The organism is Serratia sp. CY33525, from assembly GCF_052169115.1.
Lineage (GTDB): Bacteria > Pseudomonadota > Gammaproteobacteria > Enterobacterales > Enterobacteriaceae > Serratia > Serratia sarumanii.
Map to the genome: position 1 here is coordinate 189545 of NZ_JBJNLK010000001.1, position 16370 is coordinate 205914.

Sequence of the window (16370 nt, forward strand, 5' to 3'; positions counted from 1 at the left end):
TGATGCTGAAAATGGTGCTCGCCACCGCTCGCGATCGGGCGCGGCTGAAGGAAATAACCTCCGTTCTGATCCGTTACGGCCTGCAAGACGTTCTGCGTCTGCTGGGCCTGGGGGCTTTGCTGCGCGGCGCCCGCGCTGGATCCGCCCAACAGGACGCCCAAACCCTGCCTGAGCGGCTGCGCGAAGCGCTCGAGGCGCTGGGGCCTACCTTCGTCAAATTCGGCCAGATCCTGGCCACGCGTTCCGACCTGCTGGATCCGGCCTGGACCGACGAACTGGATCGCCTGCACAGCCGGGCGGCAGTGTTGCCATGGGAAACGCTGGCGCCACAGATCGTTGCCGACCTGGGCGGCGAACCCGAGCGGCTGTTCGCCGAATTCGATCGCACGCCGCTGGCGGCGGCGTCGATGGCGCAAATCTACCGCGCACGCCTGCACAGCGGCGAACAGGTGGTGGTGAAAGTGCTGCGGCCCGGTCTGGCGAAAACCATCCACGCCGATTTGCGGCTGCTGGCCTCGCTGGCGGAAACCGTAGAGCAGCAGAGCCCTGCGCTGGCGCGCTATCGGCCGCGGCAGATGGTCAGAGCGCTGGCGACGGCGCTCAATCATGAACTGGATTTGACCCACGAAGGGCATAACTGCGACCGCGTCGCCGGGATGTTCGCCCATCAACCTGACGTCGTCGTGCCCAAAATCTATTGGCAATGGTCTTCTCCGCGCCTGTTAGTGCAGGAATACCTGCCCGGCACCGCGCCGGAAAACCCTCAGCAGCTGGCGGCGGCGGGCTTTGACGGCCCGCTGCTGGCGCAACGCGGCGCCCGCGCCTTTATGAGCATGGTACTGGAGCATCGGCTGTATCACGCCGACCCTCACCCCGGCAACGTCATGGCGCTGAGCGGTGACCGCGTCGGCTTTATCGACTTCGGCATGGTGGGCCAGCTGTCCGAGCGGCGGCGCAACCAGTTGCTCCTGCTGCTGCAGGCCATCGCCGATCGTCAGTCCGAAGGCATCGTCAACACGCTGATCGCCTGGTCGGACAGCGAACCGCTGGATTTGATGGATCTGGAGCTGGCGGCGCAAAACTTTCTCGACAAACAGGCCGCCGCCACTCTGACCTTGGGCAAGGCCCTGACCGACTTGCTGGTGATGGCGCGTGAGCACCAACTGGCGCTGCCGCCCGATCTGGTGCTGCTGTTCAAGGCGTTAATCACCGCCGACGGCGTGCTGCACCGATTGGATCCGGCCTTCGACATCGTCGCCACGCTCAAACCGATGCTGCAACAAACGGTGCTGCAACGCTATGCCCCGGGTGCCGTGCGCCAGCGGCTGTTGGCTCTGGGCGGGGAAGCGCTCGACGCCGGAGAAGAACTGCCGCAAACCCTGCGGCTGATGGTGCGCCGTCTGAAACGCGGGCAGCTCAATGCCGATATCAACGTCAGGAACCTCGGTCAGTTGAGCAAAGCGCTGGAGCGCGCCGCCGTCACCCTGGCCATCGCTATCGTCACCGCCGCTTTTGCCCTGGGCCTGGCGCCTTATCTGATGCATTCTTCGCTGCGGCTGTGGGGCATTCCGCTGTTCCCGCTGTTGGGGGGCGCGGCCTGCCTGGCCGGCGTGGCGCTCTTGGCGCTGCGATTGCGGCGTTGACGCTTTCGGCGTTATCCGATAGGTGTCGCCCGCTTTTGCGCGCACTATCCCCTGCACATCGCCGCCTGCCGTTTTCAGGGGCAGGCGGAACGTTTATAATGATTAATCAATTATCTGCAGCACTTTTCGCCAGCAGTCGCAATGAGGCATTAATGAAGAAGATCCTGATGGGCGCAGCCGCCCTGCTGTTCGCCGGCGTATTGGCCGGTTGCAATCAACTGACCCAGTACACCCTGAGCGAGCAGGAAGTGAATGATTACCTGCAGAAACACAACGACTATCAGAAGCAGATCGGCGTGCCCGGCCTGGTGGACGCCAACATCGTACTGACGCAGTTGCAAAGCCAGATTGGCCGCAGCGAGCCGGGCAAGGTCACCCTTTCCGGCGATGCCAAGGTCAATATCACGTCGATTCTCGGCCCGCAGGCGGCGGATCTGAAGCTGACGCTGAAAGCGCAGCCGGTGTACGACCGTGCACAGGGCGCCATTTACCTGAAAGACATGGAACTGACCGATTACAGCGTGCAGCCGGAAAAAATGCAGACGGTGATGAAAGCGCTGACGCCATATCTGAATCAGTCGCTGAAGTCTTACTTCGACCAAAAGCCGGCTTATGTGCTGAATCCTGACAACAGCAAAACCGAAGCGCTGGCGAAAAAACTGGCGAAGGGATTGGAAGTGAAGCCGGGCGAGTTGGTGATCCCGTTTAGCGACTGACCGCCTCTTGATGCATCAAGCCCGCCGCCAGGCGGGCTTTTTATTGCAGAAAACGATTACTGCGGCGCGCTGTAGGCGATCTCGCCGGTGTTGCAGTTGAGCGTCACGTTGTAGGTTTTATCCGCCTTGGTGCCGCGCACCGTCAGCGGCACCTGCCACACCTGATCCTTGCCGGTGATGGCATCCGGGCTGACCCAGGCGATCGGCGTTGCGGTGCCCAGCAGTTTTTTGTCCGCCTCCCAGCGCGTGATGCGGTTCTGCAAGAAGTCGCGCTTGACCTGGGCGGCGATATCCGCCGGCTGCAGCCCCGCACACTGCCCCACCTTGGCGCTGCGTTGCTCTTGAACCTGCGCCCACACCGCAGTCGATGCTCCCATCATGGCCAACAAGGCGATAGCCAAAGCCGTTTTTTTCATGTGTCCTCCCGTTGTGATTAGCGCTATCCGGGCGCCCATCCCTGGCTCACAACAGGGTTTCGGCAAAGGGTTACCGTTTGACGAACTCGATGACAAACAGCGCATCCAGGCCCGGATAGATTTCCTTGATCACCTGCTTCAGTTCGCCGAGCGACATGTTCTCCTGCTGTGCATGGCGTTCGGTCAGTGCATCCAGGCGCACCGGCGTTACCGACAGCACTTCGATAAAGCAGAAAAATACGCCGTCTTCATTGCGGCTTACGCGCAATACCTCGCCCGGTTCGAAGTGCGACTCACTGGCATCCCGAATGGTGATGGTTTTGCGCCCCGCCAGAATGTCTTGCTCAAAGCGGCTGAAGAAAGTTATTTCACGGCTCATTTTAGATCCTTTTTCATCACAACACCGCAACATAAGCCATTATGCCGCTTGCTTTTCTGACGCAGATCCCTCTTTTGAGTTAGAGACCGTTTTTTTCGCTTTCGCTTCCGTCGGTTTTTTGCCGGTTTCCGCCGGTGATGCGCCGCGCAGGATCAGCCCCAGCGCATCCTTATTCTCCGCCAGGAAGAAGCTCAGCCCTTCGCGCTGTTCGTCGTCCAGCTTCAGCGGCGCCTGTTGCAACCACTCTCCGAGGTTATCCGCCAAATCCAGCATTTTGTCGTAGGCGTCGGCTTCTTTCTTGCTCGCGAAAGTCATTTTTTCCTCACCGTTTCTCACCACCACATATTTAACTTCAACCGCCATGCGTGCGTCCTCAAATACTCAAACAACTGTAAATACATACAGTATAAATGGATGGCGGCGGGAAGGCAAACCGCCGCCCGCCTTCGGCTTATTTCAGCAGCCGCACCTTGCAGCTCTTGCCTTTGATTTTGCCCTGTTGCAGCTGTTGCAGCGCCTTGCGTGCGCTGGCTTTACGGATCGCGACGTAGGCATGCACCGGGAACATGTCGATCTTGCCCACTTCCGCCGCCGTCAGCCCGGCATCGCCGGTCAGCGCGCCGAGGATATCGCCGGGGCGGATCTTCGCCTTGCGGCCGCCGTCGATGCACAGCGTCACCATCTCCGCCTCCAGCGAACCGCTAGCGGCCCCGCTCAGCTCGGACACCGGCGCCCAATCGACGGTCATCTGCAGGTAGTCTTCAATCGCATGCGCCCGCGCCATTTCCTGCGGCGTGCACAGGCTGATCGCCAGCCCGCTCATGCCGGCACGACCGGTACGGCCAATACGGTGCACGTGCACTTCGGGATCGAACGCCAGTTCGTAGTTAACCACCAGCTCCAGCTCTTTGATGTCCAGCCCGCGAGCGGCGACGTCGGTCGCCACCAGCACCCGGCAACTGCGGTTGGCGAAGCGCACCAACACCTGGTCGCGATCGCGCTGCTCCAGATCGCCATGCAACGCCAATGCGCTGATGCCGCGGGCCTCCAAAGCCTCAAGCACCGTCTGACAATCGCGTTTGGTATTGCAGAACACCACGCAGGACGCGGGTTGATGATAACGAATGGCCGACACCAGCAGCGCCGGGCGCTGATCGCGCGTGGTCTCATAGAAACGTTGTTCGATGGCGGTCTGCGCTTCGTCATCGTCCACTTCGACGCTCAGCGGCTGGCGCTGAACGCGTTCGCTGATGCGTTCGATACCCGCCGGATAGGTGGCGGAAAACAGCAGCGTCTGACGCTGCGGCGGCGTGTAACTGATCACATCGTCGATATCGTCGGCGAAGCCCATGTCCAGCATGCGGTCGGCCTCATCCAGCACCAGCACCTTCAGTTCGTCCAGCAGCAGCGTTTTCTTGCGCAGGTGCTCCTGAATGCGCCCCGGCGTCCCCACCACGATGTGCGGCGCGTGCACCAGCGAATCGAGCTGCGGCCCCATCGGTTGGCCGCCGCACAGCGTCAGGATTTTGATGTTTTGCGTGAAACGCGCCAGGCGACGCAGCTCTTTGCTCACCTGATCGGCCAATTCACGGGAGGGACAGAGCACCAGCGCCTGCGTGGCGACCTGAGCGACGACGATATTATTCAGCAGACCAATGCCGAACGCCGCCGTTTTACCGCTGCCGGTTTTCGCCTTGGCGCGCACGTCCCGCCCTTGCAGAATGGCGGGCAACGCGGCGGCCTGCACCGGCGTCATTTTGGCGTACCCCAGTTCGTTGAGGTTGGCCAACTGTTCGGCTGGCAGCGGCAGGGAAGAAAAAGAAACTGTGCTCACGGCGATAACTCTTATATGACGAATGGAATGGCGGCGCGCCCGCAGGTTGGCGCCGAATCAGCGGCAAATGATAACAGAGATGGGCGGCGTTACGGGCAGCGGGCATAAAAAAACCCGCCGGCGGCGGGTTTCTTGGCGGCTCCGTCGTTAAATGGCGACGACGTTGGCTGCAGCAGGGCCACGTTGGCTGTCCTGGATGGAGAACTCAACCTGCTGGCCTTCAGCCAGGGTCTTGAAACCATCGCTAACGATAGCGGAAAAATGAACGAAAACGTCTTTAGAACCGTCGGCAGGCGTGATGAAGCCGAAACCTTTGCTTTCGTTGAACCATTTAACGTGACCAGTGATCTTGCTCATTTGTGTTTCCTTTACTTGATAAACCTGCCTTGATGGCACGAGACGCGAAAACCATGCGATATGTGGGCCTTCTTTCGTCGTCGGTTATTAACGCATAATCGCACATGCAGGGCAAATATTTCTGCTTGTTATAAAAACAGTAAGTTAGCAACAAACTTGGCGCAGCGGCTGCGCACGCAATCGTTTTCGTATATACTGCCCGCCGATCATCAATCCGCTTACTTTCACCGATCCAGGTACGAAACTATGTTAACGATTGGAACCGCCCTGCGCCCTTCCGCCACCCGCGTTATGTTGCTCGGCTCCGGGGAGCTGGGTAAAGAAGTCGCCATTGAATGCCAGCGCCTCGGCCTGGAAGTGATCGCCGTCGATCGCTATCCCGACGCCCCCGCCATGCACGTGGCGCACCGCAGCCACGTCATCAATATGCTGGACGGTGACGCGCTGAAAGCCGTTATCGAACAAGAGCGGCCGGACTATATCGTTCCCGAAATCGAAGCGATCGCCACCGCCATGCTGGTCGAGCTTGAACGCCAGGGCCACCGCGTGGTGCCCTGCGCCGAAGCCACGCGCCTGACCATGAACCGTGAAGGCATTCGCCGCCTGGCGGCGGAAGAGCTTGGCCTGCCCACCTCCAGCTACCGCTTTGCCGACAGCGAGGCGACTTTCCGGCAGGCGGTCGAGCACATCGGCTACCCGTGCATCGTCAAACCGGTGATGAGTTCTTCCGGCAAAGGACAAAGCCTGATCCGCACGCCTGAGCAGCTGCAAAGCGCCTGGGACTACGCCCAACAGGGCGGCCGCGCCGGCGGCGGCCGGGTGATCGTCGAAGGGCTGGTAAGATTTGATTTTGAAATTACGTTGTTGACCATCAGCGCCGTGGACGGCGTACATTTCTGCGCGCCGATCGGCCATCGTCAGGAGGATGGGGACTATCGCGAATCCTGGCAGCCGCAGCGCATGTCAGCCGCGGCGTTAAGCCGCGCTCAGGCTATCGCGGAGAAGGTGGTGAAGGCCCTGGGCGGTTTCGGCCTGTTCGGCGTGGAGCTGTTCGTCTGTGGTGACGACGTGATCTTCAGCGAGGTGTCTCCGCGGCCGCACGATACCGGCATGGTCACGTTGATCTCACAGGATCTGTCCGAGTTCGCCCTGCACGTTCGCGCGTTTCTCGGGTTGCCGATTGGCGCCATCCGCCAGTTCGGCCCTTCCGCTTCGGCGGTGATCCTGCCCCAGCTGACCAGCAGCGATGTGCGCTTCAGCGGCCTGGGACACGCGCTGCGCGGGCACAGCCAGCTGCGCCTGTTCGGCAAACCGGAGATCGCCGGGCAGCGTCGCCTGGGCGTGGCGCTGGCGACGGCGGACACGACGGAACAGGCGGTGGAGCAAGCGAAACAAGCCGCCGCCGCCGTGGCGGTCAACGGCTGATACTCACGGGGCCGCTTACGCGGCCCCGATAACGTCAATAGTCTTCGTCTTCTTCAGCATCGTCATTCCGCGACGCCTCCGGGGCGGCCTCATGCTGCTCGTCTTCATCATCGTCATCGAACAGTACCGCAACCTGAGCGCCCTGATGCTTCTCGCGAATTTCCTGCGCAACGCGAGCAATGGCTTCACCGCTGCTCATGCCCTGCTCCATCAGTTGATGGATGCGATCCGCCGCTTCCTGCTGCTCCGCGTGACTCAGTAATGGCATACCTGCATGCATGTGTCGTTTTCTCCGGCAAAAGGGAGAAGGAGTATACGCGCTAACGCGGCGGATCCCAACGTCTTGTGGCTCAGGCCGGTTGCGAGCAGCCGTTATCGCTGCGCCACTGCTTCAGCCGATGCCGCCACAGCATGACATGCCACCCCTGTTTCAGACCGCGCGCATTGGCGAACATCGCTCTGTCGATGCCGCGCTGATAGAACTCTTCGGTGATCTGACTCTGGGCTGCCGGATCCGGTTCACGACGAATGCTGTGGCAAATGCCCAGCGCTTCGCGGGTGATTTGCCAATGGAAAGCCGGACGAATGGCGACAGTGCCGGCATAGCGCCGGTTGAGCCGCTCCAGCATCTCGACGATTTTCATATAGTGGCGTTGATAATCCACGTTCGCCTGACCGGTGCGACGACGGTTGCTGATCGATTTGTCGTGCACCCGTTGACGGTACAGCGGCGTGCTTAAATATTTGACCCGTTTGGCATTAAACATGACTTCCGTTGTCCAGGGAATATCCTGGTGATGCAATCCCGGCTCGAAATAAAGGCGATGCTGGCGAATAAAGTCGAGGCGATATATTGCCAGCCATACAACGTGAATAAACTTTCGCGATTTCAGCGCACGTTCAAACCACTGTACGCCGGTGATAACGTCGGTGGTGCGCAAACGCGCCTCGGGAAAAATCGGCTGCAATTCGTCCTGGCTGGTGAAATAGCGTTCGCCATTGCATTGCATCACGTCTAATTGGTGTTGTTCCGCCTGTTCCAGCAGCGTGGAATACATGTCCGGCGCCAGCACATCGTCGGCATCGGGAAACGCCACATATTTGCCTCGGGCAACGGCGAGCCCGGCATTGCGCGCGTTAGAAACACCGGCATTGGCTTGATCGATCACACGAATATGCGGATGCGCCGCCGCGTAACGGTGTGCGATCTCCCCCGAACCGTCGGTGGAACCATCGTTGACGATGATCACCTCCAACCGCTGCTCACGCTGGGCCAGCAGCGAGGCCAGGAAAGGCTCCAATAATTCCCCCGCATTGTGCATCGGGACGATCACGCTCAGCATTAACGACATAGGCAGCTCTTCAAGGATAATGTAACAAAATAATAATTTTACTTTTCTAAAAGACGCATAGGGTTCAGCGCACGCTGAAATAGCGTGACGCCTGCAAATTCCCGCAGCGGCTAATGGAACCGAACCTGCTTTTCTTTATTCAAACCAGCGCCAGAAAGCGCTAAGTAATTAACCCATTAATTCCAAAGGGCGGCGACGCTGGCTAAAATCAGGCAAAACCACGCCGCTCCGCATCTAATAACAAGCAGAAATAATAAATTTATGAAATTAACGAATCTTTTTTTATATTTTTCGGGCCTTGCGCCCGCGGCAAATAGGCTTCCAGTGCATTTGACGTTAAATTTTTAACATATCGAAGTATAATCAATGGCGCAAAAAATGCCTTATTTCAGGTTTATTGAACTGCCGTTTATGTGAACTGTGCTGCATGCCGCGCATGGCAAAACATGCATGACGTGACCGTCTATGGCACACTAGCCGCCAGATATCGCCGCCCTCACAGCCAGGTTTATTGACGTTCATGAGCGTAACCGCCCCAAACATAGAATCGTTGCCCTACAGCCGCAGTGCCCTGATGACGCTTTTCGCCCCGCTTTCAGCACAGCCCTGGGCGATGCTGCTGCATTCTGGCTTCGCCGACCATTCGCATAACCGCTTCGATATCCTGGTCGCACAGCCGCGCGTTACGCTCACCACCCAGGGCGCCGGCACGACAATCGAAAGTGACGGCGTCACCATTGAGTCTCAGGAGGATCCGTTCTCCCTGCTGCACCAGCAGCTGGCGGCGCAAGGCTGGCAGCCGGCGTTTAACCCGGATCTGCCGTTTCAGGGCGGCGCCCTGGGGCTGTTCGGCTACGATCTCGGACGCCGGGTGGAAACCTTGCCGCAGTTGGCTGAAGCCGACCTCGCTCTGCCGGACATGGCGGTGGGCATTTATGACTGGGCATTGATCGCCGACCACCAATTGCAAACCCTGACGCTGCTCAGCTATGGCGATGTGGAGCAGCGCTGGCGCTGGCTTACTAGCCAAACCGCGCCGACGGAGCGCCCCTTCACGCTGCGTAGCGGCTGGCGTGCCAATATGAGCCGCCGGCAATATGGCGAGAAGTTCCAACGTATTCAACACTACCTGCGCAGCGGCGACTGTTACCAGATTAATCTGGCGCAGCGGTTCTCCGCCGACTATCAGGGGGATGAATGGCAGGCGTTTTGCCGACTGAGCGCCTGCAACCGCGCGCCGTTCTCCGCTTTCCTGCGGCTGCCGCACAACAGCGTGCTGAGCGTCTCTCCCGAGCGCTTCCTGTGGCTGGCGCAGCAGCGCATCCAAACCCGCCCGATCAAAGGCACGCTGCCGCGGCTGGCGGACGCGGAGCAGGACGCCGCGCAGGCGCGCCGCTTGGCCGATTCGCCCAAGGATCGCGCTGAAAATCTGATGATCGTCGATCTGCTGCGCAACGATATCGGCCGCGTCGCCCAGCCCGGCAGCGTACGGGTGCCGGAACTGTTCGTCGTGGAGCCGTTCCCCGCCGTGCACCACCTGGTGAGCACCATTACCGCCACCCTGCCGGAGCAGGCCTCGGCCACCGAGCTGCTGCGCGCCTGCTTCCCCGGCGGTTCGATCACCGGCGCGCCCAAGGTGCGCGCGATGGAAATCATCGAAGAGCTGGAGCCGCAGCGGCGCAACGCCTATTGCGGCAGCATCGGTTACCTGAGCGCCTGCGGCACTATGGACACCAACATCACCATCCGCACGCTCGTCACCGAAAACGGCCGCATCCACTGCTCCGCCGGCGGCGGCATCGTGGCGGACAGCCAGGAGCAGGCGGAATACCAGGAGACCTTCGACAAGGTTGGCCGTATTCTGCCGCAGCTTGGGGAGTATGCCCCGTCGTGATCCCATCGAACTCACCGGCCTCGCTGCACGCCTTTATCAGCCGTTTTCAGCTGCAGCTGCCGCAGGCGGCGCAGATCTCGCACAATGTGCGCCCGGCGGCGGTGCTTATCCCGATCGTCTGCCGCGCCGAGCCGACGCTGCTGTTGACCCGCCGCGCCGACTCGCTGCGCAAACATGCCGGCCAGGTGGCCTTCCCCGGCGGCAAGACCGACGCCGAAGACGGATCGGCGATCGTCACGGCGCTGCGGGAAGCGCAGGAAGAAGTGGCGATACCGCCGCACGCGGTGACCGTCCTCGGCCAAATGGCGCCGCTCGACAGCAGCACCGGATTTCAGGTCACGCCTATCGTCGGCCTGATCCCGCCGGACGTGCAGTTTCGCGCCAACGAGGGTGAAGTGGCGGACGTGTTCGAGATGCCCCTGCGGGAAGCGCTGACCCTGTCGCGTTACTACCCGCTGGATATTCATCGCGCCGGCCGCACGCACCGCATTTATCTCTCCTGGTATCACAGCCAGTTTATCTGGGGGCTGACCGCCGCCATCATTCGCCGCCTGGCGCAACAGGTCAGTATTTAGCCCGCATTGCGTGATCTGACTCGCAATCTGGCATGGCCGTCGACGTCCGCTGCAGGTAAAGCGATCGAAATCACTTCATTTGATCGCTTTTTCAACTACCGTTCCGGTTGAATGGTTTTAAAAAAACTGTAAACCCTCTCTTAAACCTTACGAAATACCTGTAAAATACCACCGTCCGAGATAAACCACTGTAGAAACAGGGATTAAGCCGGCGGCGTTCAGCACGGAAGGCTGGCGCGATTACCGCTAATGGAGCTTGGGCGAAAGCGGATACCCCGCTTAAGGGTTCGCCCCGGGTAATCAGGAAAAAAAGCGACACCACGGATTATTTAATTTCATGCGAAAAAGGCAGCCGAACCCGCACGGCCCTTTTACAATATCGCTGTTCCCTGCGCGGTTTTTAACCGCCGCAGCCATAACAATACGTCTCTTTAAGGAGTTTTAGCGTGATTAGCGTTTTCGACATGTTTAAGATCGGCATCGGCCCGTCCAGCTCTCATACGGTTGGACCGATGAAAGCCGGCAAACAGTTTGTCGACGATCTGGTAAATAAAGGCCTGATGCCTTCTATCACGCGTGTTGCCGTAGACGTTTACGGCTCACTCTCATTGACCGGCAAAGGTCACCATACCGATATCGCCATCATTCTCGGCCTGGCCGGCAACATGCCGGACACCGTCGATATCGATAGCATTCCGGGTTTTATTCGCGATGTAGAACAACGTCAACGCCTGATGCTGGCCAACGGCCTGCATGAAGTCGATTTCCCGCGCGACGGCGGCATGGTCTTCCGCAGCGACAACCTGCCGCTGCATGAAAACGGCATGCAGATCCACGCCTTCGCCGGCGATAAAGAAGTGTACAGCAAGACCTATTACTCTATCGGCGGCGGTTTCATCGTCGACGAGGAGAACTTCGGTAAGGACGCCGAGCAAGAGCTGCAAATGCCCTATCCGTTCAACTCCGCGCGCGAAATGCTCGATCACTGCCGCGAGACCGGGCTGTCGCTGTCCGGTATGGTGATGCAAAACGAACTGGCGCTGCACAGCAAGCAAGAGATCGAGACCTACTTCGGCAACGTCTGGCAAACCATGCGCGCCTGTATCGATCGCGGCCTGAACACCGAAGGCGTGCTGCCGGGGCCGCTGCGCGTGCCGCGCCGTGCCTCCGCGCTGCGCCGCATGCTGGTGGCGTCGGACAAACTGTCCAGCGATCCGATGAACGTGATCGACTGGGTCAACATGTTCGCGCTGGCGGTTAACGAAGAAAACGCCGCCGGCGGCCGCGTGGTTACCGCGCCGACCAACGGCGCCTGCGGCATCGTGCCTGCGGTACTGGCTTACTACGATCACTTCATCGAGTCCGTCAGCCCGGACATCTATATCCGCTACTTTATGGCGGCGGGCGCCATCGGCGCGTTGTACAAGATGAACGCCTCCATTTCCGGCGCCGAAGTCGGCTGCCAGGGTGAAGTCGGCGTAGCCTGCTCCATGGCGGCGGCCGGCCTGGCCGAACTGCTGGGCGGCAGCCCTGAACAGGTGTGCGTGGCGGCGGAGATCGGCATGGAACACAACCTGGGTCTGACCTGTGACCCGGTCGCCGGCCAGGTGCAAGTGCCGTGCATCGAGCGCAACGCCATCGCTTCGGTCAAGGCGATCAACGCCGCCCGCATGGCCCTGCGCCGCACCAGCGAGCCGCGCGTTTCGCTGGATAAGGTGATCGAGACCATGTACGAAACCGGCAAAGACATGAACGCCAAGTACCGCGAAACGTCACGCGGCGGCCTGGCAATCAAGGTGCAATGCGACTGACAGATAACCCCGCCGCCCGGCGGGGTTTTTTATGGGTAATCAATTCATTGAACGTTTTAGTGACAATGTCACAAAAAAAATATCCTGCATTTTTCTCATCGATCCGGCGGTTAGCCTGCAAATTGGCCTTCTGTTTTACCAAACTGAAATAATTTACTGAGTTACCATCAATCTTGTATAACCTCAGGCTAGAATTAGCCGAGCGCAACTTAAGGATCAATGGCCTGACTGTGACTCGGAGCTGGATTACCGAACAAGGATTTACCGGATGTTGATGACCCACCTCGCCGCGTCCCGATATCGTTACTACCGTTGGCTGCTGGCCGGAGCGGTGGGCGCGGCTATTCTGTTGGTATCGCTGTATACCCGTTACTATCAAGAGGTCAAAAGCATCGAGTTGAGCCAACACACGTTGGCCACCCGCACCGTCGGCAAGCTCAACCAGTTGCTGACGCCGGCGCAGCTGCAGGCGGAACGCAGCATGGACATGCTGAACCAGCCCTGCGAGAACGTGTCATCTACCCTGCGCTTTCGCGCCGCGCAAAATCAGGCGCTGCGCGCCATGTTGCTGGTGAAGAACGGCATTATTTATTGCTCCAGCCTATTTGGCGCCCGTCATTATCAGCTGGCCGCGGTGATGCCTACTTTCGTCAACAGCGACGCCAGGCTGGCGCTGCGCCCCTCGCTGGCGGTGAGCAAAGGTCTGCCTACGCTGGTGCTGTGGACGCCATCGCCCCGCGATAAAACCAGCGGCGTGCTGCACGTGTTTAATATCGAACTGCTGTCCAACTTTTTACTCGAGCCGCAGGAGCCTTACGTTCAGCGCGTGGTGCTGAACGTGGCCGACAGCAGCCTGGAATACGGCCGCCGCGAAATCCTGAGCCGCGATACCCTGACCAACGATCTGCGCTACACCGCCGGCTCCGCGCTGTATCCGTTCTCGATTTCGCTGTTCGGCCCACAGATCGGCATGCTGGCGCTTTCCGCCCTGCCGCGCCATATTCCGCTGGCGCTGCTGATCAGCCTGCTGGCGGCCTATGTGGTCTATCTGCTCACCGCCAACCGCATGAGCCTGTCTTATCACATCGGCCATGCCATCACCCATCGCGAGTTCCGCGTCTACTGCCAGCCGATCATCCACAGCGATACCGGGCGCTGCGCCGGCGTCGAGATGCTGCTGCGTTGGAAAAAGAAACGGCAAGGGTGGATCTCGCCCGACGTGTTTATTCCGTTGGCCGAGCAGCATGAGCTGATCATTCCGCTCACCCGCTACCTGATGAGCACCGTGACGGAAAATCTGCAGCTGTTCCCGCCCCGGCCGTCGTTCTACATCAGCATCAACGTCGCCGCCGAGCATTTTAAAACGCTCAATATCATCGACGATATTCGCCAGATTTGGCTGCCGGCGCACCCGATGCCCTCATTGATGCTGGAGCTGACCGAACGCACCGCGCTGTCGGCAATTCAGTATGACCAGATTCGCACGCTGAAAGACATGGGGATCATGCTGGCCATCGACGATTTCGGCACCGGTCACAGTTCGCTGAGCTACCTGAAGAACCTCAGCCCGGACGTCTTGAAGATCGATCGCGGGTTTACCGCCGCCATCGGCACCGACGCGGTCAACGCCACGGTGACCGACACCATCATTACGCTGGCGCAGCGCCTGAAGCTGAAACTGGTGGCAGAGGGGGTGGAAACGGAGGAACAGGCCGACTATCTGCGCTCACGCGAGGTCAATGCCCTGCAGGGATATTATTTCGCCAAGCCGATGCCGATCCACGTTTTCCCGCTGTGGTTGCAGCAGTACGAATCGCGCGTCAGGAAAGCGGAAGAGGATCCGCCGGAGGCCTGAGCCCCCGGCGGGAGGGTTACGCGTGCGCCGTCTCGTCCAGGACGACGCGGGTAACGCGCACCAGTTCGATACGGTATTCGGACACCTCAACGATATCGAACCGCAGGTGGTTCAGCTCAATGCTATCTCCCGCCACCGGCATCTGCCCGTAGTGAGCCAACAGCAGCCCCGCCAGGGTGGCGTAGTCGGCGGTGGGGCTGACCAGGTCATCGCAGGCCAGCGCCTGTTCCAGCGAGTGCAGATCGGTTCCGCCCTTCACCAGCCAGCCGTCACCTTCCGCCACGATGTCCGGCGTTTCGTCCTCGTCCGGGAATTCACCGGCAATCGCTTCCAGCACGTCCAGCGGCGTTACCAGCCCCTGCACCACGCCGAACTCATTGGTGACCACCACCAGACGCCCTTTGGCGCGGCGCAGCACCGCCAGCAGCTTGATGACGTCCATGGTTTCCGGCACCACGATCGGCGGCGTGCGGGCGGCGAACTCGGCGATATCTTCCCCTTGCTCCAGCGCCACCAGCAGATCCTTGGCACGTACCACGCCGACGATTTCATCCACCGAGTCGCGGCACACCGGGAACAGGCTGTGCGGCGTATCCAGCAGCTGTGCGCGCACCTCCTCGCGGGAGCGCTCGCAGTCGACCCAGGAAATGTCGGTGCGCGGCGTCATCACGCTGCGCAATGAACGCGAGGCCAGCGTCAACACGCCGCTGATCATATAGCGCTCTTCCGCCGCAAAGGTTTCATCCCGCGGCAAGGCGACCGCATCGTCCGTCTGCTGCGCACGCTGCTGCCCCATCAGGCGCATGATCGCTTCCGCGGTGCGCTCGCGCATCGGACGACGCGCTTGATGCTTGATAAAGTTGCGACGCGCGATCTGGTTGAACAATTCAATCAGAATCGAGAAGCCGATAGCGGCATACAGGTAGCCTTTAGGAATGTGCAAACCGAAGCCTTCGGCGATCAGGCTCAGGCCGATCATCAACAGGAAGCTCAGGCACAGCACCACGATGGTCGGGTGCGCGTTGACGAAGTTGGTCAACGGCTTCGACGCCAACAGCATCACCGCCATCGCGATCACCACCGCCGCCATCATCACCGGCAGATCGTTCACCATGCCCACGGCGGTAATCACCGCATCGAGCGAAAATACCGCGTCGAGGATCACGATTTGCACCACCACCGCCCAGAACTTGGCGTAACCGCGGTTAGCGCCGTCTTGATGCGTCTGCCCTTCCAGCCGTTCATGCAGCTCCATGGTGGCCTTGAACAGCAGGAATACCCCGCCGAACAGCAGGATCAAATCGCGGCCGGAGAAGCTGAAATCGCCGACGCTGAACAGCGGCGTGGTCAGGGTTACCATCCAGGAGATCACCGACAGCAGGCCCAAACGCATCAGCAATGCCAGCGACAGGCCGATAATGCGCGCCTTATCGCGCTGCTTCGGCGGCAGCTTGTCGGCCAAAATGGCGATGAACACCAGGTTGTCGATGCCCAGCACGATTTCCAGCACCACCAGCGTCAGCAACCCCGCCCAAATAGAGGGGTCCATTAAAAATTCCATATCAGACTCCAGAGAAAAGTGGGAATGAGCGCACGCCGCTCAGACGTGACGATGCCGCCGCTGCATGGGTGCAGTCGACAATAGCAAGGTGACGGGATGGGATTGCCGGGAGATGGCCGAAGGGCCGAACAGCATATGCAACGCCAGCGGGTGGCGGGTGAAACCTGGAAAAACAGTAACTTCGGTGACAGTCCATAGGGAGGGCTGAGGCCCTTCACTCCTTAGTAATGAAAGAAGGAATTACTGTATCAGGATTTTTCTGGGGGACAAAGCGGCTTTTTCAACGGCGGTTTAGGGTGACGTCCCCGCCATGTCATCTGCGACAGCTAAGATTTCTCCGAGCATTCAATAGCGGAGCAGCGTCACAAAAAATATTTTTTCACTCACTAAAATAAATGTCGCGTTCGTGAAGTATTGCGCACAGGCATTTGAAACTGCGTGAGAAATGTTAGGCGTGCGTTTCTTTTTTTCTACCATAATGTATCTGAACCGCGGAAGTGACTGCCAAGACGGCGCGGAGAAACGACACAAACCGCGCCTGGAGTTCAACGA

15 protein-coding genes are annotated in these 16370 nt (G+C 59.7%); 7 read left to right on the forward strand and 8 right to left on the reverse strand.

Translation table 11 applies throughout. From position 1 onward, the window contains the following. Nucleotides 1-2: 2 nt before the first annotated feature. Nucleotides 3-1643, forward strand: a complete 1641-nt coding sequence (locus ACJ8IM_RS00900) for an ABC1 kinase family protein (RefSeq protein ID WP_033654417.1) — start codon at nt 3-5, stop codon at nt 1641-1643. A 152-nt stretch (nt 1644-1795) separates the two neighbouring features. Then, a complete protein-coding gene (locus tag ACJ8IM_RS00905; RefSeq protein WP_004927555.1) occupies nt 1796-2359 on the forward strand; it encodes a lipoprotein in 564 nt (187 codons plus the stop codon). A 56-nt stretch (nt 2360-2415) separates the two neighbouring features. Here ACJ8IM_RS00905 and yebF read toward each other — a convergent pair whose 3' ends face one another. The 5 genes from yebF to cspE all read right to left on the reverse strand — a co-directional run bounded on the left by yebF (nt 2416) and on the right by cspE (nt 5345). Further along, nucleotides 2416-2775, reverse strand: a complete 360-nt coding sequence (yebF, locus tag ACJ8IM_RS00910) for a protein YebF (RefSeq protein WP_033634875.1) — start codon at nt 2773-2775, stop codon at nt 2416-2418. Nucleotides 2776-2845: 70 nt separating this feature from the next. Beyond that, the gene (yqfB, locus tag ACJ8IM_RS00915; protein WP_004927562.1) at nt 2846-3154 is read right to left on the reverse strand and encodes a N(4)-acetylcytidine aminohydrolase; all 309 of its coding nucleotides are present in this window, start codon (nt 3152-3154) and stop codon (nt 2846-2848) included. Nucleotides 3155-3193: 39 nt separating this feature from the next. Next, nucleotides 3194-3517, reverse strand: a complete 324-nt coding sequence (locus ACJ8IM_RS00920; protein WP_033654419.1) for a YebG family protein — start codon at nt 3515-3517, stop codon at nt 3194-3196. Nucleotides 3518-3605: 88 nt separating this feature from the next. Further along, nucleotides 3606-4988, reverse strand: a complete 1383-nt coding sequence (gene dbpA, locus ACJ8IM_RS00925; protein WP_033654420.1) for an ATP-dependent RNA helicase DbpA — start codon at nt 4986-4988, stop codon at nt 3606-3608. Nucleotides 4989-5135: 147 nt separating this feature from the next. Then, a complete protein-coding gene (gene cspE, locus ACJ8IM_RS00930) occupies nt 5136-5345 on the reverse strand; it encodes a transcription antiterminator/RNA stability regulator CspE (RefSeq protein ID WP_004927572.1) in 210 nt (69 codons plus the stop codon). Nucleotides 5346-5591: 246 nt separating this feature from the next. Between cspE and purT the strand changes: the two genes are divergently transcribed. Then, nucleotides 5592-6770 carry a formate-dependent phosphoribosylglycinamide formyltransferase gene (gene purT / locus ACJ8IM_RS00935; RefSeq protein ID WP_033654421.1) on the forward strand — a complete coding sequence of 393 codons (1179 nt, stop codon included), beginning with the start codon at nt 5592-5594 and terminating at the stop codon, nt 6768-6770. A gap of 34 nt (nt 6771-6804) precedes the next feature. On the opposite strand, the gene ACJ8IM_RS00940 is transcribed toward purT, so the two are convergent. Together ACJ8IM_RS00940 and ACJ8IM_RS00945 are read right to left on the reverse strand one after the other, a co-directional pair. Next, nucleotides 6805-7050, reverse strand: a complete 246-nt coding sequence (locus tag ACJ8IM_RS00940) for a YoaH family protein (protein WP_033634881.1) — start codon at nt 7048-7050, stop codon at nt 6805-6807. Between the two features lie 70 nt (nt 7051-7120). Continuing rightward, a complete protein-coding gene (locus ACJ8IM_RS00945) occupies nt 7121-8122 on the reverse strand; it encodes a glycosyltransferase (protein WP_033634882.1) in 1002 nt (333 codons plus the stop codon). Nucleotides 8123-8642: 520 nt separating this feature from the next. Here ACJ8IM_RS00945 and pabB point away from each other — a divergent pair. The 4 genes from pabB to ACJ8IM_RS00965 all read left to right on the forward strand — a co-directional run bounded on the left by pabB (nt 8643) and on the right by ACJ8IM_RS00965 (nt 14257). After that, on the forward strand, nt 8643-10016 hold the full coding sequence (gene pabB, locus ACJ8IM_RS00950) for an aminodeoxychorismate synthase component 1 (RefSeq protein WP_033654442.1): 1374 nt from the start codon (nt 8643-8645) through the stop codon (nt 10014-10016). Further along, nucleotides 10013-10591, forward strand: a complete 579-nt coding sequence (locus ACJ8IM_RS00955; RefSeq protein WP_033654422.1) for a CoA pyrophosphatase — start codon at nt 10013-10015, stop codon at nt 10589-10591. Before pabB ends, ACJ8IM_RS00955 begins: the two co-directional genes overlap by 4 nt. Nucleotides 10592-11037: 446 nt before the next feature. After that, nucleotides 11038-12402 carry an L-serine ammonia-lyase gene (sdaA, locus tag ACJ8IM_RS00960; protein WP_033634884.1) on the forward strand — a complete coding sequence of 455 codons (1365 nt, stop codon included), beginning with the start codon at nt 11038-11040 and terminating at the stop codon, nt 12400-12402. A gap of 268 nt (nt 12403-12670) precedes the next feature. Beyond that, nucleotides 12671-14257, forward strand: coding sequence for an EAL domain-containing protein (locus ACJ8IM_RS00965; RefSeq protein WP_033634885.1), 1587 nt, complete (start codon nt 12671-12673; stop codon nt 14255-14257). A gap of 16 nt (nt 14258-14273) precedes the next feature. Here the strand turns inward: ACJ8IM_RS00965 and ACJ8IM_RS00970 are convergent, their stop codons facing one another. Continuing rightward, nucleotides 14274-15818: a TerC family protein gene (locus ACJ8IM_RS00970; protein ID WP_033634886.1), complete on the reverse strand. Its 1545-nt coding sequence runs from the start codon at nt 15816-15818 to the stop codon at nt 14274-14276. Between the last annotated feature and the right edge of the window lie 552 nt (nt 15819-16370).